The organism is Paenibacillus sp. FSL L8-0158 (genome assembly GCF_038592965.1).
Taxonomy (GTDB): domain Bacteria; phylum Bacillota; class Bacilli; order Paenibacillales; family Paenibacillaceae; genus Paenibacillus; species Paenibacillus polymyxa_D.
Genome location: NZ_CP151949.1, coordinates 3,467,473 through 3,490,530, shown reverse-complemented (window position 1 = coordinate 3,490,530; position 23,058 = coordinate 3,467,473). Strand labels below are relative to the sequence as shown.

25 protein-coding genes are annotated in these 23,058 nt (G+C 46.8%); 22 read left to right on the top strand and 3 right to left on the bottom strand.

Annotated elements, in window-relative coordinates:
• The first annotated feature begins 8 nt into the window (after positions 1-8).
• From NSQ68_RS15245 to lipB, 4 genes are all read left to right on the top strand, one after another.
• Positions 9-1,037 (top strand): thiamine pyrophosphate-dependent dehydrogenase E1 component subunit alpha, encoded by a 1,029-nt coding sequence (locus tag NSQ68_RS15245; RefSeq protein WP_071641466.1) that lies wholly within the window; start codon positions 9-11, stop codon positions 1,035-1,037.
• A gap of 2 nt (positions 1,038-1,039) precedes the next feature.
• Positions 1,040-2,026, top strand: a complete 987-nt coding sequence (locus NSQ68_RS15240) for an alpha-ketoacid dehydrogenase subunit beta (RefSeq protein ID WP_029517282.1) — start codon at positions 1,040-1,042, stop codon at positions 2,024-2,026.
• Positions 2,027-2,115: 89 nt separating this feature from the next.
• A complete protein-coding gene (locus NSQ68_RS15235; protein WP_307346299.1) occupies positions 2,116-3,507 on the top strand; it encodes a dihydrolipoamide acetyltransferase family protein in 1,392 nt (463 codons plus the stop codon).
• A gap of 45 nt (positions 3,508-3,552) precedes the next feature.
• Entirely contained in the window at positions 3,553-4,251 is a 699-nt protein-coding gene (gene lipB / locus NSQ68_RS15230) for a lipoyl(octanoyl) transferase LipB (RefSeq protein ID WP_029517284.1), read from the top strand.
• A gap of 121 nt (positions 4,252-4,372) precedes the next feature.
• Here the strand turns inward: lipB and prli42 are convergent, their stop codons facing one another.
• Positions 4,373-4,477: a stressosome-associated protein Prli42 gene (prli42, locus tag NSQ68_RS15225; RefSeq protein WP_023989226.1), complete on the bottom strand. Its 105-nt coding sequence runs from the start codon at positions 4,475-4,477 to the stop codon at positions 4,373-4,375.
• A gap of 85 nt (positions 4,478-4,562) precedes the next feature.
• On the opposite strand from prli42, the gene NSQ68_RS15220 reads away from it, so the two are divergent.
• Positions 4,563-5,696, top strand: a complete 1,134-nt coding sequence (locus NSQ68_RS15220) for a tripeptidase T (RefSeq protein WP_342426430.1) — start codon at positions 4,563-4,565, stop codon at positions 5,694-5,696.
• A gap of 71 nt (positions 5,697-5,767) precedes the next feature.
• On the opposite strand, the gene mciZ is transcribed toward NSQ68_RS15220, so the two are convergent.
• On the bottom strand, positions 5,768-5,911 hold the full coding sequence (mciZ, locus tag NSQ68_RS15215; protein ID WP_080658620.1) for a Z-ring formation inhibitor MciZ: 144 nt from the start codon (positions 5,909-5,911) through the stop codon (positions 5,768-5,770).
• Positions 5,912-6,036: 125 nt separating this feature from the next.
• Between mciZ and NSQ68_RS15210 the strand changes: the two genes are divergently transcribed.
• The 7 genes from NSQ68_RS15210 to NSQ68_RS15180 all read left to right on the top strand — a co-directional run bounded on the left by NSQ68_RS15210 (position 6,037) and on the right by NSQ68_RS15180 (position 11,644).
• Entirely contained in the window at positions 6,037-6,648 is a 612-nt protein-coding gene (locus NSQ68_RS15210; protein ID WP_342426429.1) for an NUDIX hydrolase, read from the top strand.
• 4 nt (positions 6,649-6,652) lie between these two features.
• On the top strand, positions 6,653-7,849 hold the full coding sequence (locus tag NSQ68_RS15205) for an endonuclease Q family protein (protein WP_342426428.1): 1,197 nt from the start codon (positions 6,653-6,655) through the stop codon (positions 7,847-7,849).
• 189 nt (positions 7,850-8,038) lie between these two features.
• Complete coding sequence (gene spoIIM / locus NSQ68_RS15200) at positions 8,039-8,692, top strand: stage II sporulation protein M (RefSeq protein WP_342426427.1); 654 nt, start codon at positions 8,039-8,041, stop codon at positions 8,690-8,692.
• Positions 8,693-8,791: 99 nt separating this feature from the next.
• Entirely contained in the window at positions 8,792-9,289 is a 498-nt protein-coding gene (locus NSQ68_RS15195) for a Fur family transcriptional regulator (RefSeq protein ID WP_013310789.1), read from the top strand.
• Positions 9,290-9,454: 165 nt separating this feature from the next.
• On the top strand, positions 9,455-9,697 hold the full coding sequence (locus tag NSQ68_RS15190; protein WP_023989220.1) for a YqzK family protein: 243 nt from the start codon (positions 9,455-9,457) through the stop codon (positions 9,695-9,697).
• Positions 9,698-9,802: 105 nt separating this feature from the next.
• The gene (xerD, locus tag NSQ68_RS15185) at positions 9,803-10,747 is read left to right on the top strand and encodes a site-specific tyrosine recombinase XerD (protein WP_342426426.1); all 945 of its coding nucleotides are present in this window, start codon (positions 9,803-9,805) and stop codon (positions 10,745-10,747) included.
• A 72-nt stretch (positions 10,748-10,819) separates the two neighbouring features.
• On the top strand, positions 10,820-11,644 hold the full coding sequence (locus NSQ68_RS15180) for a purine-nucleoside phosphorylase (RefSeq protein ID WP_013310786.1): 825 nt from the start codon (positions 10,820-10,822) through the stop codon (positions 11,642-11,644).
• Positions 11,645-11,769: 125 nt separating this feature from the next.
• Here the strand turns inward: NSQ68_RS15180 and NSQ68_RS15175 are convergent, their stop codons facing one another.
• Positions 11,770-12,981, bottom strand: a complete 1,212-nt coding sequence (locus NSQ68_RS15175; RefSeq protein WP_342426425.1) for an O-antigen ligase family protein — start codon at positions 12,979-12,981, stop codon at positions 11,770-11,772.
• A 201-nt stretch (positions 12,982-13,182) separates the two neighbouring features.
• Between NSQ68_RS15175 and NSQ68_RS15170 the strand changes: the two genes are divergently transcribed.
• The 10 genes from NSQ68_RS15170 (at position 13,183) to NSQ68_RS15125 (ending at position 22,946) form a co-directional block, all read left to right on the top strand.
• A complete protein-coding gene (locus tag NSQ68_RS15170) occupies positions 13,183-14,826 on the top strand; it encodes a glycosyl hydrolase family 28-related protein (protein WP_307346269.1) in 1,644 nt (547 codons plus the stop codon).
• A 213-nt stretch (positions 14,827-15,039) separates the two neighbouring features.
• The gene (locus tag NSQ68_RS15165; protein WP_342426424.1) at positions 15,040-16,233 is read left to right on the top strand and encodes a D-alanyl-D-alanine carboxypeptidase family protein; all 1,194 of its coding nucleotides are present in this window, start codon (positions 15,040-15,042) and stop codon (positions 16,231-16,233) included.
• 96 nt (positions 16,234-16,329) lie between these two features.
• The gene (gene spoIIAA / locus NSQ68_RS15160; protein WP_013310782.1) at positions 16,330-16,683 is read left to right on the top strand and encodes an anti-sigma F factor antagonist; all 354 of its coding nucleotides are present in this window, start codon (positions 16,330-16,332) and stop codon (positions 16,681-16,683) included.
• Entirely contained in the window at positions 16,680-17,135 is a 456-nt protein-coding gene (spoIIAB, locus tag NSQ68_RS15155) for an anti-sigma F factor (protein WP_029517294.1), read from the top strand. The genes spoIIAA and spoIIAB overlap by 4 nt, the downstream gene beginning before the upstream one ends.
• Before the next feature lie 11 nt (positions 17,136-17,146).
• Positions 17,147-17,902 (top strand): RNA polymerase sporulation sigma factor SigF, encoded by a 756-nt coding sequence (sigF, locus tag NSQ68_RS15150; protein ID WP_342426423.1) that lies wholly within the window; start codon positions 17,147-17,149, stop codon positions 17,900-17,902.
• Positions 17,903-18,078: 176 nt separating this feature from the next.
• Positions 18,079-18,732, top strand: a complete 654-nt coding sequence (locus NSQ68_RS15145) for a stage V sporulation protein AA (protein WP_307346260.1) — start codon at positions 18,079-18,081, stop codon at positions 18,730-18,732.
• Positions 18,729-19,151, top strand: a complete 423-nt coding sequence (locus NSQ68_RS15140; protein WP_342426422.1) for a stage V sporulation protein AB — start codon at positions 18,729-18,731, stop codon at positions 19,149-19,151. Before NSQ68_RS15145 ends, NSQ68_RS15140 begins: the two co-directional genes overlap by 4 nt.
• 26 nt (positions 19,152-19,177) lie before the next feature.
• Positions 19,178-20,872, top strand: a complete 1,695-nt coding sequence (locus NSQ68_RS15135) for a spore germination protein (RefSeq protein WP_342426421.1) — start codon at positions 19,178-19,180, stop codon at positions 20,870-20,872.
• Between the two features lie 110 nt (positions 20,873-20,982).
• Positions 20,983-22,350: a diaminopimelate decarboxylase gene (lysA, locus tag NSQ68_RS15130; RefSeq protein WP_311078601.1), complete on the top strand. Its 1,368-nt coding sequence runs from the start codon at positions 20,983-20,985 to the stop codon at positions 22,348-22,350.
• A gap of 161 nt (positions 22,351-22,511) precedes the next feature.
• Positions 22,512-22,946, top strand: a complete 435-nt coding sequence (locus NSQ68_RS15125; protein ID WP_013310775.1) for a peptidylprolyl isomerase — start codon at positions 22,512-22,514, stop codon at positions 22,944-22,946.
• Positions 22,947-23,058 lie beyond the last annotated feature (112 nt).

Sequence of the window (23,058 nt, the reverse complement as noted above, 5' to 3'; positions counted from 1 at the left end):
GTGCCTCAATGAGTTCTAAAGGCGCTGTAGACGCTGGCTTCAGACATGAACAGCTGGGACTTACTCACGGACAAGTTATTGATATGTACAGATATATGTTGCTCGCAAGAAGATTTGACGAGCGCAACATGCTCCTGCAACGGGCAGGGAAAATTAATTTCCACGTTTCTGGCATTGGACAGGAGGCGGCACAAGTAGGTGCAGCTTTCGGCCTTGACCGGGAAAAGGACTATTTTCTTCCCTATTATCGGGATTATGGATTCGTGCTTGCGGTAGGAATGACGCCGCGCGAACTGATGCTGTCGGCATTTGCGAAGGCAGATGATCCCAATAGCGGCGGTCGTCAAATGCCAGGACATTTTGGTAGTAAACGGTTGCGTATTGTGACAGGCTCCAGCCCAGTGACGACACAGGTTCCGCATGCAGTGGGTGTAGCTTTGGCTGCCAAAATGCAGAAAAAGGATTTTGTATCATTTGTTACGTTTGGGGAAGGCTCCAGCAATCAGGGAGATTTTCACGAAGGCTGTAACTTTGCTGGTGTACAAAAGCTGCCAGTCATCATTATGTGCGAGAACAATCAATATGCGATATCGGTTCCGATTCATAAACAGTTGGCAGGCAAGGTAAGCGACCGTGCATTGGGATATGGATTCCCAGGGATTCGAGTCGATGGTAATGATGCGTTGGCCGTATATGCGGCGGTGAAAGAAGCACGGGAACGTGCTGTCCGCGGTGAAGGTCCTACGTTGATCGAAGCCATGATGTACCGTCTGTCTCCTCACTCCACCTCGGATAATGATCTGGCTTACCGAACCAAGGAGGAAGTGGATGAGAACTGGGCCAAGGATGGCGTAGCCCGTATGAAAAGCTACTTGATTGAATGCGGCATTTGGGATGAGGCCAAGGATGCGGATCTGTCGGCTGAGCTGCTGCTCGAAATCAAGGAAGCGATTGAATATGCAGATAATGCGCCTTTTCCAAAGCCCGAAGATACGCTGCTGCATGTGTATGCAGATAGCGATGGGGAGGGCCGGTAACGATGGCGATTATGGAATATATTGATGCGATTCGTCTTGCGATGAAAGAAGAGATGGAGCAGGATGAAACAGTTTTTGTATTAGGTGAGGATGTCGGGGTGAAGGGCGGTGTCTTTACAACGACAAAGGGGCTTATGGACCAATTCGGTGAGCAACGTGTCATGGATACGCCATTGGCTGAGTCGGCTATTGCCGGGGTAGCGATTGGTGCAGCCATGTACGGAATGAAGCCGATTGCTGAAATGCAATATTCGGACTTCATGCTTCCAGCGACGAATCAGATTATTAGTGAAGCAGCTAAAATCCGTTACCGCTCTAACAACGATTGGAACTGTCCTGTTGTAATTCGCGCACCAATTGGTGGAGGGATCTTTGGCGGTTTGTATCACTCTCAGTGTCCAGAATCTATCTTTTTTGGTACGCCGGGTTTGAAAATTGTTGCTCCATTTACACCTTATGACGCAAAAGGATTGCTGAAAGCAGCCATTCGTGACCCTGATCCAGTGCTATTTTTTGAAAATAAAAAATCCTACAAGCTGATCAAGGGTGAAGTGCCTGAGGATGATTATATCGTTCCGATTGGCAAGGCTAATCTATTACGTGAGGGTGACGATATTACGGTCATCGGTTATAGCCAGCCTTTACATTTTGTCATGCAGGCTGCTGAGGAATTGGAGAAGGAAGAGGGCATTACCGCACAGGTTGTGGATTTGCGCACACTCCAACCGCTGGACCGTGAAGCCATTGTTGAGGCTGCACGACATACAGGTAAGGTATTAATCGTGCATGAGGACAACAAAACGGGCGGCATCGGTGCCGAGGTATCGGCTATTATTAATGAGGAGTGTCTGTTTGAGCTGGATGCGCCGATTGAGCGCCTATGTGCTCCTGATGTACCAGCTATGCCGATCAGTCCACCGATGGAGAAGTTTTATATGTTAAATAAGGATAAAGTGAAGGAAGCCATGCGCCGTCTTGCAATGTATTAACATAGGGAAGATTGGACGAAAGCATTCCAAAAGTGTAGCGGGGGCAGCGGTAAAACGCGCCCTCCTATGATGTTAAGGAGTTGAAAAAAATGTCAGACCAAACACAATGGAACGATGTGACCATGCCACAATTGGCAGAATCGCTCGTATCGGCGACAATTGCCAAATGGCTCAAACAACCTGGTGAAACGGTAGAGCAATTCGAGCCGATTTGCGAGGTTATTACAGATAAAGTGAATGCAGAAATCCCATCCACATTGGACGGCATTATGGGTGATCTGTTAGCAGAGGAAGGTCAGACAGTAGCGGTAGGCGAGTTAATTTGCCGTATTCAGACGAAGTCAGCTGCACCTGCGGCGGCATCAGGAGCGACACCTGTTGCACCAGCATCTCAAAGCACTGTACAAACACAATCTCCGCAGAGTGCTGGATCGGATCAGTCCATGAGAGGACGTTTTTCTCCAGCGGTGCAAACCCTGGCTGCTGAGCATAATGTGGACTTAAGCCAAGTACCCGGTACGGGCATGGGGGGAAGAATTACCCGCAAAGACGTACTGAATTATGTGCAGCAGGGCGGTTCTACTCCCACTGGAGTATCTGGACAGCCGACTGCGACGGCAACAGGACAAGGCTCTCCTTTTGCAGGAAGACAGCAGTCTGCCCCTCAGCACAGTACACCGATTCAAAATATGGACCCTGCTATTCCGGTTCGTAACAGTGGGATTCATTTAACGGAGGCTCCAAAATCTCCTGTGATCGAAGTTGAGGGTGGCAACAATAACAGATCCGAGTATTTTATTGATGTTACACCCATTCGCAGTGCAATTGCTCGCAATATGCGACAAAGCGTTTCTGAAATTCCACATGCTTGGACGACGATTGAGGTGGATGTGACCAACCTGGTGATGCTCCGCAACAAGATCAAAAACGAATTTAAGCAAAAAGAAGGAATTAATATTACGTATCTGGCTTTCCTCATGAAAGCTGTCGTGAATGCAATTAAGGAATATCCGATTATGAATTCGGTCTGGGCAGTGGATAAAATTATCGTCAAAAGAGACATCAATATTTCGCTAGCCGTGGGTACAGAGGACTCCGTTCTTACCCCTGTTATTAAAAAAGCGGACCAGAAAAATATTGCTGGATTAGCTCGTGAAATTGACGATTTGGCACGTAAAACCCGGGAAGGCACGCTCAAACTGGACGACATGCAAGGCGGAACGTTCACTGTAAACAACACAGGCTCCTTTGGTTCCATTTTATCTTATCCGGTGATTAACTATCCGCAGGCTGCAATTCTTACCTTTGAATCCATTGTCAAAAGACCCGTGGTTATCGATGATATGATTGCAGTTCGCTCAATGGCTAATCTGTGCTTGTCGCTGGATCATCGTATTTTGGATGGAGTGATCTGTGGACGATTCTTGCAACGGGTTAAAGAAAATCTTGAAGGCTACACTTTGGATACGAAGCTGTACTAATCATCCGAACAGTTGAGGAAATGTACGGAGAGGAAGTGACAGGCCGTGAACAGACGACCGCTTGATGTAACCTATACGAATAGGATGGAATATGCCCATGCATGGGATGTCCAGAAGGAGATTGTGGGAAAGCTGGATGCGGGAGAGGCAAGAGAAACGCTTATGCTTCTCCAGCATCCACCGACCTACACGATTGGCTCTCAGCGGCATCCTGAGCATTTGCTCCTCACACCAGAGCAACTGAAGGAGCAGGGAATCAGTGTCTTTCAGATTGACCGTGGGGGAGACATTACATATCATGGGCCAGGGCAGCTTGTCGGATATCCTCTACTTATGCTCGGCAACCGGGAGGCGCTGAATCTGCATGGATACCTTCGAAGTCTGGAGGAAGTGATCATTCGGTTGTTAGCATCTTATGGGGTTGAGGGAAGTCGTAAGCCTGAATATACGGGGGTATGGATCGGGAATCTTAAAATTGCGGCCATTGGTGTCAAATTCAACAAGTGTAAGCACCGTCGGGGCTTCGTAACCAGCCATGGCTTTGCCTTTAACATCAAATCAGGGATACAGCATGAGGGCTTTGAGGGCATTGTCCCGTGCGGAATTCAGGAATACGGTGTGACATCATTGGAGGACTGCATACAGAAGCCTACGTCGGTGGAGCAGATTGCGAAGGAAATTGTACCGTACTTTGAACAGCAATTTTCATTTGCTGCGCAATGGCAAACGCATTCTTTCCAATAAAGGTAAGGCGGGCTATTGTGTATTTACACGGGAGCCCGCCTGTTTGCTTTACGTAACAGCTCGTCCACTCAAGGCTTCAATAATGCCTTAGAGCAGCCGGATACCTTGAGCGGTATAGTTATTATAGTGGCATAATAAACGGCTCAATTACCATGAACAGCGTAGAACCAATCATAGCTGCGAGCATAATGTAGACGAAAAAACGAACCCATTTTTTGTTAGACATGTGTAACTCCTTTAGGATAGGTTTAAGTCATAGATAAGAACATCTATCCGTATTGTAGCGTAATCGGGAAAGAGAGGAAAGTTTAATGACAGTAAAAGTAGTAAAACACCGAATCGTACAGGAATTTATGGAACTCGTACAGGTGGATAGCGAAACGAAAAATGAGCAGGAAATTTCACGTGTTCTAAAAGAGAAGTTTAATGCACTTGGGCTGGAAGTAATGGAAGACGATTCTCGTGAAAGAACCGGACATGGTTCAGGCAATCTGATCGTCACCTGGAAAGAGGAAGGTGTGGAGCAAGCACCCAAATTATTTTTTACCTGCCACATGGATACCGTTACTCCGGGTAAAGGTATTAAGCCGCAGTTGGGTGAGGATGGCTGGATTCGTAGTGACGGTTCAACGATTCTGGGGTCTGACGATAAGGCGGGAATTGCTGCTTTGTTCGAGGCGATTCGCGTCGTGCGTGAGCAGAATATTCCCCATGGTCAAATCCAGTTCGTGATTACGGCTGGCGAGGAATCTGGTTTGATGGGTGCACGGGCGATGAAGCCGGACGTGCTAGATTCTGATTTCGGATATGCTTTGGATTCGAATGGTGAGGTCGGCTCTATTTGTATAGCTGCCCCAACGCAGGCACGTATTGAAATGAAGATTACTGGGAAGTCCGCTCATGCGGGGGTAAATCCCGAAGATGGCATTAGTGCCATTCAGGTCGCTTCTAAAGCAATTTCTAAAATGAAACTAGGACGGATTGATAAGGAAACGACCGCTAACATCGGCAGTTTTGAGGGCGGCGGCGCGACGAATGTGGTATGCGATTTTGTGTTGATCCGTGCAGAGGCACGTAGTATTGTGCAGGAAAAGGTTAATCATCAAATCCAGCACATGCGTGAAGCGCTGGAAACCACCGCACGCGAATTTGGTGCACAGGGAGAGTTCCGCAGTGAAGTCATCTATCCGGCATTCAGCTTTACGGAGCATGATGAAGTTGTACAGGTTGCACAGCGTGCAATTCAAGGACTGGGACTGGCAACGCCGACCTTTCATTCCGGTGGTGGCTCCGATGCAAATGTGTTCAACGGGCTTGGAATTCCGACGGTGAATTTGGCTGTGGGCTACCAGAATATCCATACAACAGAGGAAAAGATCAAGGCCGATGATCTGGTGAAGGTTGCTGAAGTTGTCGTAGCTCTGATTCAAGAAACCACAAAATAAACTTGTATCATACCCTTGCAATATACTGAGAAAAGGTTCAGGTTAAAGACAGGAACAGTGTTCCTTCGTCTTTAGACCTGAACCTTTTTTGGAACAACTAGCGAAGCGATAGTGGCTGTAGGTCCGTGTTCCTTTTGCCATTGGCGCAAGAGTGCTTGAATCTGCCAAGCTTTACCAACGATATGGAGGGTGCTTTCAGTACGGTAGCTTTTCATTTCTGCATCTCCTCATAATAGGAAGTTTGTTATTCTACCACCAGCTTATGTACAAAGTGGACAAGTTAGACTAACTTTGGTGATAATTAATAAAGAAAGATAGATATGAAGGAGGAAACTTACCGATGAACGAGCAAACGAATGGACAATTGAACAATCCAACAAACGATGCACCTCGCAAGCCTTATTCCAATCCTGCGCTAGAGGAAAAGACCGTTTCCACACAGCCTATCTTTGAGGGAAAGGTTATTACATTACAGGTGGACACGGTAGAGCTACCCGACGGCTCCACTGGAAAGCGTGAGATCGTAAAGCATCCAGGTGCGGTGGCTGTTTTGGCTCTGCATGAAGGGAAAATGCTGGTCGTGGACCAGTACAGACAGGCTATGGGACGCTGTGAGGTAGAAATTCCTGCAGGTAAGCTAGAGCGGGGTGAAGACCCGATGGAAGCAGCGGGACGTGAGCTGAGAGAAGAGACAGGTTACACTGCCAAGTCGTTGAAGCTGCTGCACTCCTTTTATACCTCTCCTGGCTTTGCCGATGAAATCATTCATCTGTATGTGGCCGAAGAGCTGGAGTTAGGTGAGATGGAACCGGATGAGGATGAATTTCTGGAGCTGTTTGAGGTGACGCTGGAAGAAGCACAGACGCTCATTCGTGAAGGACGGATTAGTGATGCCAAAACGATTCTGGCCGTCTACGCATGGCAACTCCACCAACATACAGGGAGATTCTAAGCGGATGGATGAAAATATAGTAGAACTTAACGACTACTTTGCAGACTTGCATATTCATATTGGCAGAACAGAGAAGGGAAATCCGGTCAAAATTAGTGGCAGCCGCGACCTGACCTTTGCCAACATAGCTAAGGAAGCCTCTGGTCGCAAAGGAATTGGGCTGATCGGTATCATTGACTGCCATGCACCTAATGTACAGGAGGATATCCGTACCTATTTACATACAGGTGAAATGAAGGAAATCAGCGGCGGTGGTATCGCATACCGGGATACGGTTATTCTCCTTGGCACGGAGCTGGAAATACGTGCTGAAGGTCGTCCTGAGGCGCACGTACTGGCCTATTTTCCAGATCTGGTGGCGATGGAGGATTTTACCCAATGGCTGGCCCGGCATATGAAAAATGTTAATCTCAGTTCACAACGAATCTATGCACCTCCACGCGAGTTGCAGCAGCAAATTTACGGACGTGGAGGCATTATGGTGCCTGCGCACGTCTTTACTCCTCATAAGGGCATATACGGCAGTTCAGCGGCCCGTATGGAGGAACTGCTGGATATGGAGCTCATTAGTGGGGTGGAGCTGGGACTGAGCGCAGATTCATCTATGGCCGGTTTGATTTCGGAACTGGATCGCTTCAGCTTTCTCACGAATTCAGATGCCCATTCACTCGGGAAAATCGGACGAGAATACAATAAATTATCACTGGCGAAGCCGTGTTTTGATGAATTCAGAATGGCTTTGGAGCGGCGGGAAGGACGACGGGTGCGTGCCAACTACGGATTAAATCCAAAACTGGGCAAATACCATCGCTCTTACTGTCAAAGCTGCGGTACGATTATTGACGAGCAACAGATGGCGGATGAACGTTGCCCTGACTGTGGTCATACCAAGCTGGTGCGAGGAGTGCTGGATCGAATATGGAGCATTGCTGACCGTGAACAACCCATGATTCCCTCCCATCGTCCGCCGTACATTTACCAGATTCCACTGGAATTTATTCCAGGTCTGGGCAAAGCCAAGCTGAACCAGCTATTGGCTGCATTTGGAACAGAAATGAATATTTTACATGAGGTTACACAGGAGGAGTTAGCAGCAGTCGTCGGAAAAGTGCTGGCAGAGCAAATTGTGCTTTCACGCGAGGGGCGACTGTCGCTTGTATCCGGTGGTGGTGGAACATACGGCAAAGTAGCTAAGTCCTAGAAAAGTCTTGTCCCTCTAAAGGCATATCAGCGTCTGCTTGTTCATAACCATAAATTAACTATGCCGCTGGCTTGGCACATCATTCGTGATGTTTGATCTGCAGTGAAAGCTGCCCCATTTCTAGCCATCAGCCGTCGGGATTACGGTTGTTTTTTGGACAAACAAGCAGATGAAAGGGGCAGAACGCCGATGCAATGGTTTCGTCATACGTTAAAGGATCAGACGCCGTATTATGTTTTCTTGGCTGTACTGTTTCTGGTGGGAGTCGTCTTTGGTGCACTTATGGTAAACGCACTCTCGCTGGAGCAGTTACAGGATTTGTCCCGTTACCTGAAGGATTTTTTTGTAACGGTCAATCAAAACGAACAGGGCTTCGCTGATTCGCAGGCGGCTTCGACCTTTTGGGATAGCGTATCTTTACATCTGAAATGGGTCGGCCTAATTTGGGTGTGTGGCCTTTCGGTTATCGGTCTTCCGGGCATTCTTGTATTGAATTTCCTTAAGGGTGTGCTGATCGGATTTTCAGTAGGTTATATGGTGGGGCAATACTCGTGGAAAGGACTGCTATTTTCTTTGGTTTCAGTTGCTCCCCATAACCTGCTCGTGATTCCGGTACTGCTCGTGTGTAGCGTGGCTGCGATGACTTTTTCCATCCATATGATCAAAGCCAAAATACTCGCTACCCGGCCGTCAGACGGGATGCTGCGTCCGTTGCTGTCTTACGCAGGATTGACTGCTGTGATGATGGTGCTTCTTATCGGTAGCGCGTCCTTTGAAACTTGGATCACCCCGGTTATGATGCAATGGGTCACTCCTATGCTGACAGCTTCCGTGTCATCTTGATCCGTTTCAAAATGTTTGACTTTATTTGTATAGACCCCCTATAATAATAGGAGTGAAAAAAGTGCAGTAGGCAGTAGCTTTGCAGGGGGAGGGAGACACATGGAAGCACGGATCGAAAAAATTAAGCAGCAGCTGCAATCCCAGGGCTACAAACTAACGCCTCAGCGGGAAGCCACCGTCAGAGTTTTACTTGAGAACGAAGATGATCATCTGAGTGCGGAAGATGTATTTATGCTCGTCAAAGAGAAAGCTCCCGAAATCGGTCTGGCAACCGTATACCGTACCCTAGAACTGCTAAGTGAACTGCATGTCGTGGAGAAAATTAATTTTGGTGATGGTGTTGCGCGTTATGATTTGCGTGGCGATACAACCAAACATCACCATCACCATTTGATATGTGTGCAGTGTGGCAGTGTAGATGAAATACTGGAGGATTGGCTTGGACCGTTGGAAGAGCGTCTGGAACGGGAATATAATTTTACCGTAGTGGATCATCGTTTGGACTTTCACGGTATTTGTTATCGCTGTAAGGCGAAGAACGATACGACCGCTCAGAAATCTTTGGGCAAATCCAGAAAAAACAAATCTCAGGACTAAAGCTGACTACCCAAGCTCTCACCGACGAAGATGCGTTCGGGAGAGCTTTTTTGGTTCGGAATCTGTTGTTCGGGATTAAGTGGTATAAAAAGGAATAGCTTGTCATACCCTTCCATAGAGAGTCCTAATTGGGGCCATATTCTGGGGGAAAGGCGGCTGATCCACATGGTACTATCGTTGCGGAGAGGACTAAAATGGCTGCGTTTGGTAATATTGTTCGGGGTGCTGGCATGTATGTTCTTTTATAGCCTCAGGCTGTTTACAGATTGGATAACACCTGTAGATCATTACCGAATACCGGAAGGACATGCAGTTAAGGTATTTGGCGGACAAAAAGTAAATGAAGGGTCCGAGCATCGAATAGCAGTGTTGGAACGCTTGCGTTTCTTTTACTGGTATGGTGAATAGTCTAAGTAATCGGTCTTGATGAGCTTATGAAATGAAGGCAGCACACGAAGAAGCAGGCGCTGAGACTGAACCGCTGTATGCAGAACAAGGAGACTTTTGGAACTCATGAAAATGTACATTCTACCTTTCGTTCAATATATGGAAGAGGAAAAGGGTTTGTCGCGCAGCACTTTGGAAGCGTATCAACGAGACGTGCAGCAGTTTGTCGAGTTTGCAGAGAGCTGTGGTATTGAGCAGCCGGATAACGTCCAACGGTCGCATCTGGTACTGTATTTGGGCCGTTTGAAGGAACAGGGAAAAGCTGCGGCGACGATATCACGGAGCGTCGCCTCCATTCGCTCCTTTTTTCATTTTCTTATTCGGGAGGGAATTACGATCCATGATCCGTCCGTTCTGCTGGAGCTGCCCAAAGCGACTAAAAAGAATCCCTCGGTGCTAACGCAGGATGAGATAGAGCGTTTGCTGGCCGCGCCAGATGTGACTGCCCCGCAAGGGGTGCGAGACAAGGCGATGCTGGAGTTGCTGTATGCGACGGGCATTCGCGTATCGGAGCTGATTGCCCTAAACGTGCGTGATGTGCGCACTGATTTGCGCTTTGTGCACTGTGGCGGCGAGGCGGGCAAGGAGCGTGTTGTACCGATTAGCCGTGAGGCATCACAGTGGGCACAAGCCTATATGGACGAGCAGCGGTTAATATTGCTGAAATCCGGACAGGGTGAAGAAGCTCAGGTAGAGCAGGAGGCTATGTTCCTGAACGTATCTGGACAGCGTCTCAGTAGACAAGGTTTCTGGAAAATGATTAAGAAGTACGGCCAGGAAGCAGGCATAAGCGAGGATATCACGCCCCATACGCTGCGGCATTCCTTTGCGGTACATATGCTGGAGGGCGGAGCGGACTTACGCTCTGTACAGGAAATGCTGGGTCATGCTGATCTGTCAACGACGCAGGTATATGCGCAGACGGCCAGACGGAATATGAAGGAAGTATATGAAAAGCATCACCCGCACGGCGGCAACCGCACTTCTCATGAAAGCAAAGATCGAACGTAACGATACTTTGCTTTCATAGAACATGTGATAATGACTATAACTTTACGATTGTACAAGTCAGGAGAGATATTAATGTCAACAGCCAACCAAGCTACAATTCAGGAAGCAGCAGATTATATCCGTGCTAAGAGCGGAATACGTCCAGAGATTGGCCTTATTCTGGGATCGGGTCTCGGTATTCTGGCCGATTTAATTCAGGATGGAATTAGTATTCCTTATCAGGATATTCCCCATTTCCCTGTATCGACGGTAGAAGGTCACGAGGGAGAATTACTGTTGGGCACGATTGAAGGTCGCGCTGTCGTCATGATGAAAGGGCGCTTCCATATGTATGAGGGCTATGGCCCGCAGCTGACGGCTTTCCCAGTTCGGGTGATGAAGCAATTGGGGATTCAAAGTCTGCTGGTGACGAATGCAGCAGGTGGTGTAAATACTTCCTACGAAGCAGGCGATCTGATGGTCATCTCGGATCATCTTAATCTGACAGGACAAAATCCGCTGATCGGACCAAACGATGCCGGTCTGGGCGTTCGTTTTCCAGACATGTCGGAGGCGTACAGCCGCCGCTTGCGTGAAATTGCCAAGCAAACGGCTAACCAACAGGGCTTCAGCCTGCAGGAAGGTGTATATGCTGGATTGCTGGGACCTAACTATGAAACGCCTGCTGAAATCGTCATGCTGCGTACACTGGGTGCAGATGCGGTGGGTATGTCGACCGTATCTGAGGTTATTGTAGCCCGTCATGCAGGTATTGAGGTACTGGGCTTCTCTTGTATCACGAATATGGCCGCGGGCATTCTGGATCAGCCCTTGTCCCATGGTGAAGTGATGGAGACGGCAGAAAAGGTACGTGAGCAATTTTTAAAACTTGTGCTTGCGATTATTCCACAAATGTAGATTGGGGATCATGTTCAACTGAAGCGGTGGACATATATCCCAAGAACCCCATATCCGAACGCCTTTTGATGGTGTGGATACGGGGTTCTTTTTTTACATACAGCGGTTGAGCTGAGTATGATCTCCTAATGAAGAGGGTGTGTGCTCAATGCAGTTGAATTCGCTTTTTCTGCTACACCCACTTTATGTCGTTCTTGCACCTTGATCACAATAACCATGAAAATAATCCAGTAAATGGATAGCGAGTTTAGGAAACGGCTGTCCGTTATATTGTTCAATATGATAAACAGGAAAAAAACCGCTGCCGTTAACCATGTATACATATCTGCTTTGCCAATTCTGAATTTAAATAAAGTTGTTATGGCGAGTGTAATGGTTGCCAGTAGTCCTGTAAGGCCCACATCAATCCACAGATCTCGGAAACCGCTATGGCTGCTTGTCAGATCAAATCGAATTCCATTCGCATAGATACTGGGCCGGGCTGCCCAGTAGGAGCCGTAACCATGTCCGAACCAGTAATGGCTCTGAATAGCACCACCAATCCCCTGCCAGATTTCCGTTCTTCCAGTTAAGGTCGTTGTTTTTCCGAATTCCGACGCAATCGCATCTCCATAAGTAAAGATGAATACCAAACCCAAAAGAACGAACAAGCAGGAACAGCTAATGAAGAAACCACGCAACGCAATGCTTCGGATTCTCTTGAACAGCAATATAAACAATATAAATACGAAGAACGAAGATGTCAGCACCAAAGAGGTGGTAGATTGGCACTCGATGAGCAATAAGGCATTGAGTAAGATGAAGACAATATGCAAAAATTTACGATTACCCCTGAAAAAGTAAATGACATGTGAAACAAAACTTAACAGAGAGAGAGTTCCAAGGGTATTTTTATGACCAGAGATGCCCTTCCATAGCCCTGTATGTTCCACGCCACCATGGATAGCAAAGGAGGGAACGAGCAAAACTGCGAGTAGATTGAGTATGCTCAAAATACTTAACGTAACGACTAATAGGCGAATGCAGCCCTGTGTTGTATAATGGGTGACCAAATAGAGCCCAAAGGTAGAGAAGGCAAGAAATTTGAGAACCATCAGCAAGGAAGAGGTCTGCTCTTGTTCAGCCCACAAACAGGAGGCAGCGATGTACAGCATGAGTAAAGTCAGCAACGGATTGTCAGCTAAGGTTGCGATCAATGATCTGAGTGAAGGTAGTAGCATGATATAGCTGAACAACAGGATGAGCAGGGAAATCGTGATAACTCTGGGGGACAAACCCTGACAAGCATAGGGAATCGAAAAAGCCAGTAAACCAGCTACTGTAAGTATATGTTTCACGGTTTCACCGCCTAGATACGTTATGTATCTATAATATACAAAACGTATCTTCTTGTACAATCATAATAAAATATATTTTCATTTTTCTCAAGCCTAGAGCAAGCCCTCTTGTGCATATACTCAGTCCATGCTAAGAAAATGAAGGATTCTTCGGCTGGTCAAAAAGGAACTTTTTACGTTTTTAAACATGGGGGTGTTCGGGTGGCGGATCATTTTACAGACCGTTTGAAGTTGAATTTGAGTGGTACGGGCAAAGAGTTAACGCCGCAGCAATTAAATGAAAATTTTAAAACCATTGAAAAAGAATTCATTGAACGCAGTGTAAACGTAAGCTGGTTTGGAGCTGCTGGTGATGGTATTCAGGATGACACGGCAGCTTTGCAGGAATTGATTAATAAGACCCCCGATTATTCTATTCTTCACATCCCCAGTGGACGATACAAAATAACCTCTACCCTACAGATTCGCAAGCAGGGTGTACGCATTTTTGGCATTCATAAGGGCAGATACCGACAAGGCAAAGGGGTTACGTCGATTGAATATTATGGTACGGGCCCTTGTTTTCAAATTGGAGATGAAAGTCTACCTTCGTTTAGCGGATTTCAAAATGTGCAGTTTCATGACTTATCGATCCGGTACGAGGGGGCTGACAGAGCCACATTAAATAATCCGTTTTCGCAGTCGGTGAAGCGTGGATATTATGGTAAAGGTACTTTGGGTATTCAGGATTGGAAGGGCGGCGGAGTTGCCCTGGATAATGTCCTAATTGAGCATTTTGAAACAGCTTTTTGGGGATACGAAAGTGATGTCAATTTATTTAAATGCACAGAGATTAATTACAATAAAACAGGGATTCACTTGCAGAACAGAAGTTCACAGTTTACTAGCATAGCGCTTTTTACATTGGGGAACGATACGGCATTGGATCTGAATAGCTCCAACGGGGCCAGATTTTTGGCTAGCCAGCACATTAAGGATGGAAGTTCCAATGATATTCCCATTCTAATTAATGATTTTATGAACGCTGAATTTATAGGCTGCTGGTTTGAGGGACTAAGCAGAGAGCATAAGATGACAGTGCCTTCTTTTATTCAAATTGGTGCTACTAAAGAAACCAAAAATGTGGCATTGCGTGACTCCATTTTAGCGATAGCGGACAAATTCGATGACACCCAATCCGTATGTAACTATTTTGTAGATGTGGTCATTGGCAAAAAAGTTTTGGTGGACGAGGTGGGAGGGTATCCCCGTAATCTAAAGCAGCTTATTTCTTTCTCTGGTAGCTCTTCCACACAGCAGGTGACACTTCGCTCACATTTGGATTTTAGCTATAGCAATAATCGTTATGACGAGAATAATGGGACAGGGCAGGCTTTGCTGCTGGTCGAGAAATACTCGAACAACGGAATTGAGCATTTGAACGAAACCTTTGTTAAAGCCTACCTGGGAGCGAGGCAAAATCTTCCGGCAGGTAGCTGGCAGAAGGTGAAGTTCAATCAAATCAACCAGGATGAGCTGATCGAATTCGATGCGGTGAATAGCCGATGGCGAGCCAAGCGAGCTGGGAAATACAGAATACAAGTCTACATTTCGACCGATCCCCAAGTGGATGGAAACCGTACACGGTTAGCACTTCACTTGAATGATGAGCAGCTTGCCGGGAGTTCCGCCTATGCTTATCTTGATGACAGGATAATTGGCGGGCTGAACTATAGTGCATTGAGTGGAGCAATGGAACTTAGACTGGAAGCGAATTCTTTTATTGATATACGGGTGTTCAGTCAAAATGCAATGGATATTCTACCAGGTGGAGGTATCACATATCTCACCGTAAGCCGAATTTAAACAATTATTTCACAGACGATAGATGTTCTGTCATTTTAGATATTGGTAAATGCGCACCATGCTGACTCAGCTTGGTGCTATTTGATGTTTTTAGTCATATGGAATATTTTTCTTTCATTCTGACGACAATGGTTAGCAGCACGCGAATAGGCCGGAGGAGTAAGTAAATGGGCTCCGGAGTTTTACGCCAATATGTTGAGGAGGGAACCGATTGTGAAGAAAAAAGTGGTGACGTTCATCCTGGCTTGCCTGGTAGCCTTGACTGCCGTCCCTGTCGGCGGTTGGGCCGAAGAAAGCATACCTGAAAGCAAAACCAAAGAGGGATCAGCGGCTGAGCTAGCTCCCGAGGCTCTCTCGGCGATCCTGATGGATGCAGATACGGGCACAGTCATCTATGAAAAAAACAGTCGTGAAAAGCTTCCTCCAGCGAGCATCACCAAGATTATGACGATGTTGCTGACAATGGAGGCCATTCAGGATGGCAAGCTCAAGCTGACCGATAAAGTTCGGGCCAGCGAATATGCGTCTTCAATGGGAGGCTCGCAAATTTTCTTGGAGCCGGGAGAAGAAATGACAGTCGATGAGATGCTGAAGGGAATTGCGATGGCTTCAGGCAACGACGCCTCTGTGGCGATGGCTGAGAAACTTGCAGGGTCTGAGCAGGCATTTGTTGAGATGATGAACGCCAAGGTGCAGCAACTCGGGCTCAAGGATACGCATTTTGCCAATTGCAACGGTTTACCCGTAGAGAATCACTATTCTTCTGCGCATGATATTGCGGTTATGAGCCGGGAGTTGTTGAAATACCCGCAAATTACGAAATATACGGGAGCCTATCAGGACTATTTGCGTAAATCCTCAGTCAAGCCCTTTTGGCTGGTGAATACGAATAAACTTGTCCGTTTCTATACTGGAGCAGACGGGCTGAAAACAGGTTATACGGCAGAAGCAAAGTTCTGTCTTTCCGCTACTGCGAAGCGCGATGGCTTGCGTGTCGTAGCTGTCGTGCTCGGGGAGCCAAATACGAAGATACGCAACAATGAAGTGTCTTCCATGTTCGACTATGCATTTTCTCAATACACAATGAAATCCATATACAAGCCGGGTGAATTGCTGGGCAGCGTAAAAGTTGAAAAAGGAGTGTTGCCAGAGCTGAAAATTCAGGCTGACCGTTCTTACAGTGTGCTGGTGAAAAAAGGTGGCAACAAACAAACGTTGCGTCATGAATTGCAACTGGCCCCAAGCCTCAAAGCTCCTGTCCAGGCTGGTGACCCAGTTGGTAAGCTGGTCGTCTATCAGGATGGAGAACGGCTTAAGGAGTTTAATATCACTTCGCCTGTGGCTATTGAAAAGGCCGGATGGTGGAAATTGTTTAAACGTACCATGTCGAACCTATTTTCTTTGTAGATTTTACGGGGTTTTCTTCTAGTTTTGTCGGAGGGCAGGAATCGTCTGCGGCTACGTAGAAATCCTTGTCCAAGACCGGGAGGAGAGTGAGCAAGCATGAACCTGCAAATTGAAATGGAGCATCACCGGGGGGTACTGATTGTAAGGCTGTCTGGTGAGCTTGATCACCATACGTCGGACATGGTCCGTATGCAAATGGATGAGGCGATTCAGCGCCGGCAATGCGAGCATATTGTGCTCAGCCTGAAGAATCTTCAGTTTATGGATAGCTCCGGCCTTGGCGTTATCCTGGGACGGTACAAACTGATCAAGCAAAAGGGCGGAAAAATGGCAGTCTGTGATGTCAATCCGCCAGTACACCGACTGCTGGATATGTCAGGGCTGTTCAAAATCATGCCCATTTATGACAACGAGGGAAATGCGCTCACGGAACTGGAGGTAGTGTCATGAGAGAAGGCACGGGTAACAATTTCATGAGCTTGCAGTTTGCTGCAAAGTCCGAGAATGAAGCATTTGCTCGTGTGGCTGTCGCGGCCTTTATTTCCAGGCTTGATCCCACAATGGATGAGCTAAGTGATTTGAAAACCGTGGTGTCTGAAGCGGTGACAAACAGTATCATTCACGGCTATGACAGCGACCCGTCAGGTGTTGTAACGATTAGAGTCGGAATTGAAGCGGACGTGATCACGTTGGTTGTTGAGGACGCAGGCCGAGGAATTGAGGATCTAGAACTGGCCAAGCAGCCTTTATATACGTCCAAACCTGAATTGGAACGTTCCGGCATGGGCTTTACAATTATGGAAAATTTCATGGATGAGTTTGAAGCAGTCAGTGAGCCGGGCGGAGGCACGTCGGTCCGGATGAAGAAAAGGATTGAATCCAAGAAAGCTTTATATAATTAGGAGTTGATCCTATGGAAGCAGGAGGAAAAAAAACTTCGCACAGCTATTTGGAGGATGCGGAAGTCAAGCGGCTTATTGCACTGAGTCAAACCGGTGATAATGAGGCTCGTGAGACACTGGTCAATAGTAATATCCGGCTCGTCTGGTCTGTCGTGCAGCGCTTTATGAACCGGGGGTATGAACCTGACGATCTTTTTCAAATTGGTTGTATCGGCTTGTTAAAATCGGTGGATAAATTCGATCTCAGCTACGAAGTCAAATTTTCAACATATGCAGTACCGATGATTATCGGAGAGATTCAACGGTTCCTGCGTGATGACGGTACACTCAAGGTTAGCCGTTCTTTGAAGGAAACGGCCAATAAGGTCCGCAAAATGAAGGACGAGCTATCCAAAAGGCTCAACCGCCTGCCTACAGTCAAGGAAGTTGCTGATGAGCTGGGAGTGACGCCAGAGGACGTTGTTTTTGCGCAGGAGGCCAATAAACCACCTACTTCAATTCACGAAACGGTGTTCGAAAATGACGGTGATCCGATTACACTTATGGATCAGATTGCTGACGAATCACAGGAAAGATGGTTTGACAAGCTGGCACTCAATGAGGCCATTGGCGGACTATCTGAGCGGGAGCGGTTGATTGTGTACCTGCGCTATTACCGGGATCAGACACAATCAGAGGTTGCAAGTCGGCTTGGTATTTCTCAGGTGCAGGTATCACGGTTGGAAAAAAAGATTTTACAACTGATCCGCGATCAGATTGCCCAATAATAACAGTCAGGATCTTAGTGAAATCCTTATGCTTACGTAATCATAAAGGGTATTCCAAAGCCATTTTAATGGCCGGGGATACTCTTTTTTGTGTGGAATAAAAGACAATATACAGAATAGGTTTCCTTGCTTCGCTCCATACTAATCGATAATTACGAGGATAAGGAGGGGATCGGATGACTCATACTCCGGCTCCTACAGTAGCTCCTATTGTCTACTTGCGGCTCCGCAGCCGTGTCCGCATGATACAAGGGCAGGATTTACATTTGGGTGATGTAGCCAATCTGCTGACTAATCCTGAATGGGAAAAGGAACTGCTTGAGCTTGTTCTCAAGCGGCCGCAGCACCAGGACGGTAATCTGATACTGATAGACATGCTGCAGATCATAGCAAAAATTAGAGATCATATTCCGGGGGTCGTAGTTGAATCTCTTGGGAAGCCGCATGTACTTGTCGAACTTGTGGAGAAACCCCGTAAGCCGTCCAAAATATTGTTTGTTTTGGTATGGGTGCTTCTGTTTTTTGGCTCTGCGCTGACAATTATGAATTTTCATGCCGACGTTAGCATGATGGAAGTACAGGTTCGGATTGTAGAGATGATTACGGGACATAAGGATGAGCATCCGTACCTGTTTCAAATTGCTTACTCGATCGGCATAGGCTTTGGCATGATCGTTTTTTTTAATCACTTGTTCAAGAAAAATTGGAACGAGGAGCCGACACCGCTGGAGGTGGAAATGTATCTGTACCAGGAAAATGTGGATCAGTATGTTGTGGCAGAGGAATATGAAAAGATGGCTCGTCTGCAGACAAAGGATAAGAAACCATGATATTTGTACAGGCTGCACTTCAGATTGTTTTAGGTATTGCTGGGGGCCTTGCGGTGGGTAGCGGTGTAATTGCTTTTTTTATTGTGCTGGATATCATGCCACGATTAGCACAACTCACCCGTACGTATAAAAAATCACGTGCATACGAAAAGGCAATGATTGTAGGTTCAGTACTGGGGACTGTGGTCGATTTTTGGAACATTTGCTTGCCACTACCGGGCATATTTACATGGATACCTGGGTTATTTTGCGGAGTGTTTATTGGTTTGCTCGCCGCGGCTTTAACGGAGGTATTAAATCTCCTGCCTATACTCGCCAAGCGACTCCACATGACCGTGTATATGCTCGGTCTGCTAATGGCAATGGTGCTTGGCAAGGTGACGGGTTCCTTATTTGACTGGTTTGTATACAACCGTTAACAACGAAAGCGAAGGGGGCAAGGAATATGGATCACAGAGCGGGTCAAGGGCATCGGGAGCAGCATCAAGAAGACGGGGTAATTGGAAGGGAATATCATACTGGCGAAGAAAAGTTGAGTCCATGGCAGGAAAAGCAGGCGCAGGAATCTGCACGTTTTAAACACAAGAAAGAGAGTGAGCGATCTGATAACGTAGAGGAGTCCGTTCGCTACTGGCAGGCCGAAGATAATATATCGCCGAGGATGAAAGATAACAAGAATACACTTGAAACAGTATTAGGTTTGGGGGAGACCTTTGATGTCGTATTCAGGGAAATGACACTGGGAGGGCGTCATACCGGATATCTGTTCCTAAATACCTTTGCGAAGGATCAAATTATGCTTGAAGTGCTAAAGCGGCTCACCTATCTGACGCCGGATAATCTCTCTTCGGATGGATTACAAGCGTATTTCGAAAACTTTATTCCACATATTCAGGTGGAGAAGACAGATAAGATGTCAGTCGTCATTAACAAGGTACTGACGGGGATGAGTGCCTTTTTCATGGAAGGCGAGCGTTTTTCCCTTATTCTGGATACCCGTAATTATCCGGTGCGTAGTCCGGAGGAACCTTCTTTGGAGCGGGTTGTGCGCGGTGCCCGCGATGGGTTTACCGAAACGATGCTTACAAATGTAGGTTTGGTGCGCCGGCGTTTGCGGGACCCAGGACTTAAATTTGAGGCTATGCAGGTCGGACGCCGAACCCGAACAGACGTATGCTTGGGTTACATTGACGATATTGTGGATAAGGTGATGGTGGATACTGTACGAGACAAAATTAAAAATGTTAATTTGGATGGTATTCCGCTGGCCGATAAGCAATTAGAGGAGACGATTATCAATAAAGGTTGGAATCCATATCCATTAGTACGATATTCGGAGCGACCAGATGTCGTGGCATCGCATATTATGGAAGGAAGACTCGTTATTTTCGTCGATACCTCACCCAGCGTGATGATCTTGCCTACCACTTTTTTTGACTTGTGTCAGCATGCAGAAGAAAATCGGCAAACGGCTTTTATGGGAAGTTATTTGCGCTGGGTACGTTTTTTAGGCATATTCGCCTCAATGTTCCTGCTTCCGATGTGGCTGCTAATGGTCATCAATCCCGAATTAAAACCAGCGTTTCTCGATTTTATCGGTCCTCAAAAGGAAGCACATCTTCCGCTGATTGTACAGTTTATCATCGTGGAACTAGGGGTCGATCTTATGCGAATGGCGGCTGTGCATACTCCGACACCACTGGCTTCCGCTATGGGCTTGATCGCAGCCATTATGATCGGTGACATAGCGGTTCAGACGGGGCTTTTCGTGAATGAGGTTGTGCTGTATATGGCTGTCGCTGCCATAGGAATGTTCGCAACACCGAGCTACGAGCTGGGGCTGGCAAATAGACTAATTCGACTATTTCTGTTGGTTGCTGTTGCAATTTTTCACGTACCGGGCTTTGTCGTGGGTACGACACTGATCATTTTGATGCTGACGCTGCATCGGTCATATAATTCTTCGTATTTGTGGCCGTTCATTCCTTTTAATGCCAAAGCGTTAGCTTCCATCTTGTTCCGTATGCCTGTACTAGATGCGCCTAACCGCCCGTCATCTAACAAAACGAGGGACAATACGCGTATGCCCCATACGGATGCCGACACAGATTCGAACTCAGGCAATGGACAGGAGCATTAATATAAATGATCTGCATAAAAATCCATTGTTCTTGATGTATTTTTTGCTATACTGGTGTAAACATTCGATGGAATATGACTAGCTTGTTCCAGAAAGAGAGGCGCCAGAACATGTATTTGCATGGAAGCAGTAAAATTAACAGCAATGGACATTTGGAGATCGGCGGTTGTGATACAACGCTTTTGAAAGAGCGTTTTGGCACGCCGCTATATATTGTTGACGAACAGTTAGTCCGCCGGCGTTGCCGGGAATTCATAGAAGCTTTTCGTGAAACTGGGTTGAAATTTCAAGTTGCTTATGCAAGCAAAGCGTTTTGTGTTATGGCGATGTGTGCTTTAGCTGCTGAAGAAGGGATGTCGCTTGACGTAGTTTCCAGTGGAGAATTATTTACTGCGCTACAAGCAGGATTCCCGGCAGAGCGAATCCATTTTCACGGCAATAACAAAACACCGGAAGAAATTGAAATGGCGTTAGATGCGCAAATTGGTTGCTTCGTCGTCGATAGCGAAATGGAGTTGCATTTGTTGCAGGCCCTTGCCTCTGAGAAAGAACAGCAGGTGAATATCTTACTGCGGGTTACACCAGGGGTTGAGGCGCACACGCATGAATATATGGCCACAGGTCAAGAAGATTCGAAATTTGGCTTTGACATTGGGAACGGTACAGCACGCCAAGCAGTGGAACAGGCTATCAAGCTAGATCATCTTAACCTGCTGGGGGTACATTCTCATATTGGTTCGCAAATATTCGAAGTGAATGGCTTCCAAATGGCTGCTGAACGGGTTGCAGCTTTTTCCAGAGAAATTAAGGAACAGCTTCAGTTTTCTTTCAAAGTGATTAATCTGGGTGGGGGATTTGGCATTCGCTACACAGAGGAGGACACACCGCTGAAAGTTTCCACCTATGTGCAGGCTATCGGCGAAGCAGTGAAAACTTATTTTTCAGGACTTTACGACGAACTTCCAGAAATTTGGATTGAGCCGGGACGCAGCATTGTAGGCGATTCAGGCACGACCTTATATACGGTAGGAAGCATCAAGGATATTCCGCAAGTACGTAAATATGTCTCGGTAGATGGTGGGATGACAGATAATCCACGCCCTGCACTGTATCAGGCCAAGTATGAAGCGATGCTGGCTAATCGAGCGCAGGATACGAACGAAGAGACGGTGTCCATTGCGGGCAAATGCTGCGAAAGCGGCGATATGCTTATTTGGGATGTAGAACTGCCTCGTATAAATAGCGGCGACTTGCTCGCTGTTGCCTCAACCGGAGCCTACAATTACTCCATGGCGAGTAATTATAACCGAATACGTCGACCAGCAGTTGTATTTGTCAACAACGGTGAGGCCGAGTTGGTGGTGCGTCGGGAAACCTACGAAGATATCGTACGCAACGATGTTGTGCCACAGCGCTTGATTCGTGATCAAGCCAGTCCCGCGGTTCAGCCCAACGCCAAGATTACGGTTTCGTCCTGATTTTAGCATTGTAAGATCAAGCAGGCCATTGAGCCGGTAATAATATACCGGAGACAATGGCCCTTTTTTTGGACAAGACTTTGCTAAGCGCGGCAATTCATAGTAAACTGGAACTTGATGTTATTTAGTTCTCAAAACAGGTTGAAAAGGAGATACAAACAATGAAAAAAGGTAGAATAGATCTTGAAAACGGCGGTATCGTCGAAATTGACTTTTTCCCAGAAGAAGCTCCAAACACTGTTGCTAACTTTGAAAAGCTGGCAAACAGCGGTTACTACAACGGTTTGAGCTTCCACCGTGTCATTCCTGGCTTTGTTGCTCAAGGTGGTTGTCCGATCGGTAACGGTACAGGCGGTCCTGGTTACACGATTGACTGTGAAACAGCTACGAATACAACAAAGCATGCCAAAGGCGTTCTGTCCATGGCTCATGCAGGTCGCAACACAGGTGGCAGCCAATTCTTTATCTGCTACGCTCCACAACCACATTTAGATGGAGTACATACTGTATTTGGTAAAGTAACCAAAGGTATGGAATTCATTGATGCTGTAAAACAAGGCGACAAAATGAAAGAGGTTAAAGTATTTGACGTGTAATTTTACCGTTAATTACATGATCTTTTTTAAATAGCGTTGCACCTAAGCCGTTCTGTCTTTGGACAGGGCGGCTTTTGTTGTCTTTTGTTTGACGGTTTATTGATTTTCGCAA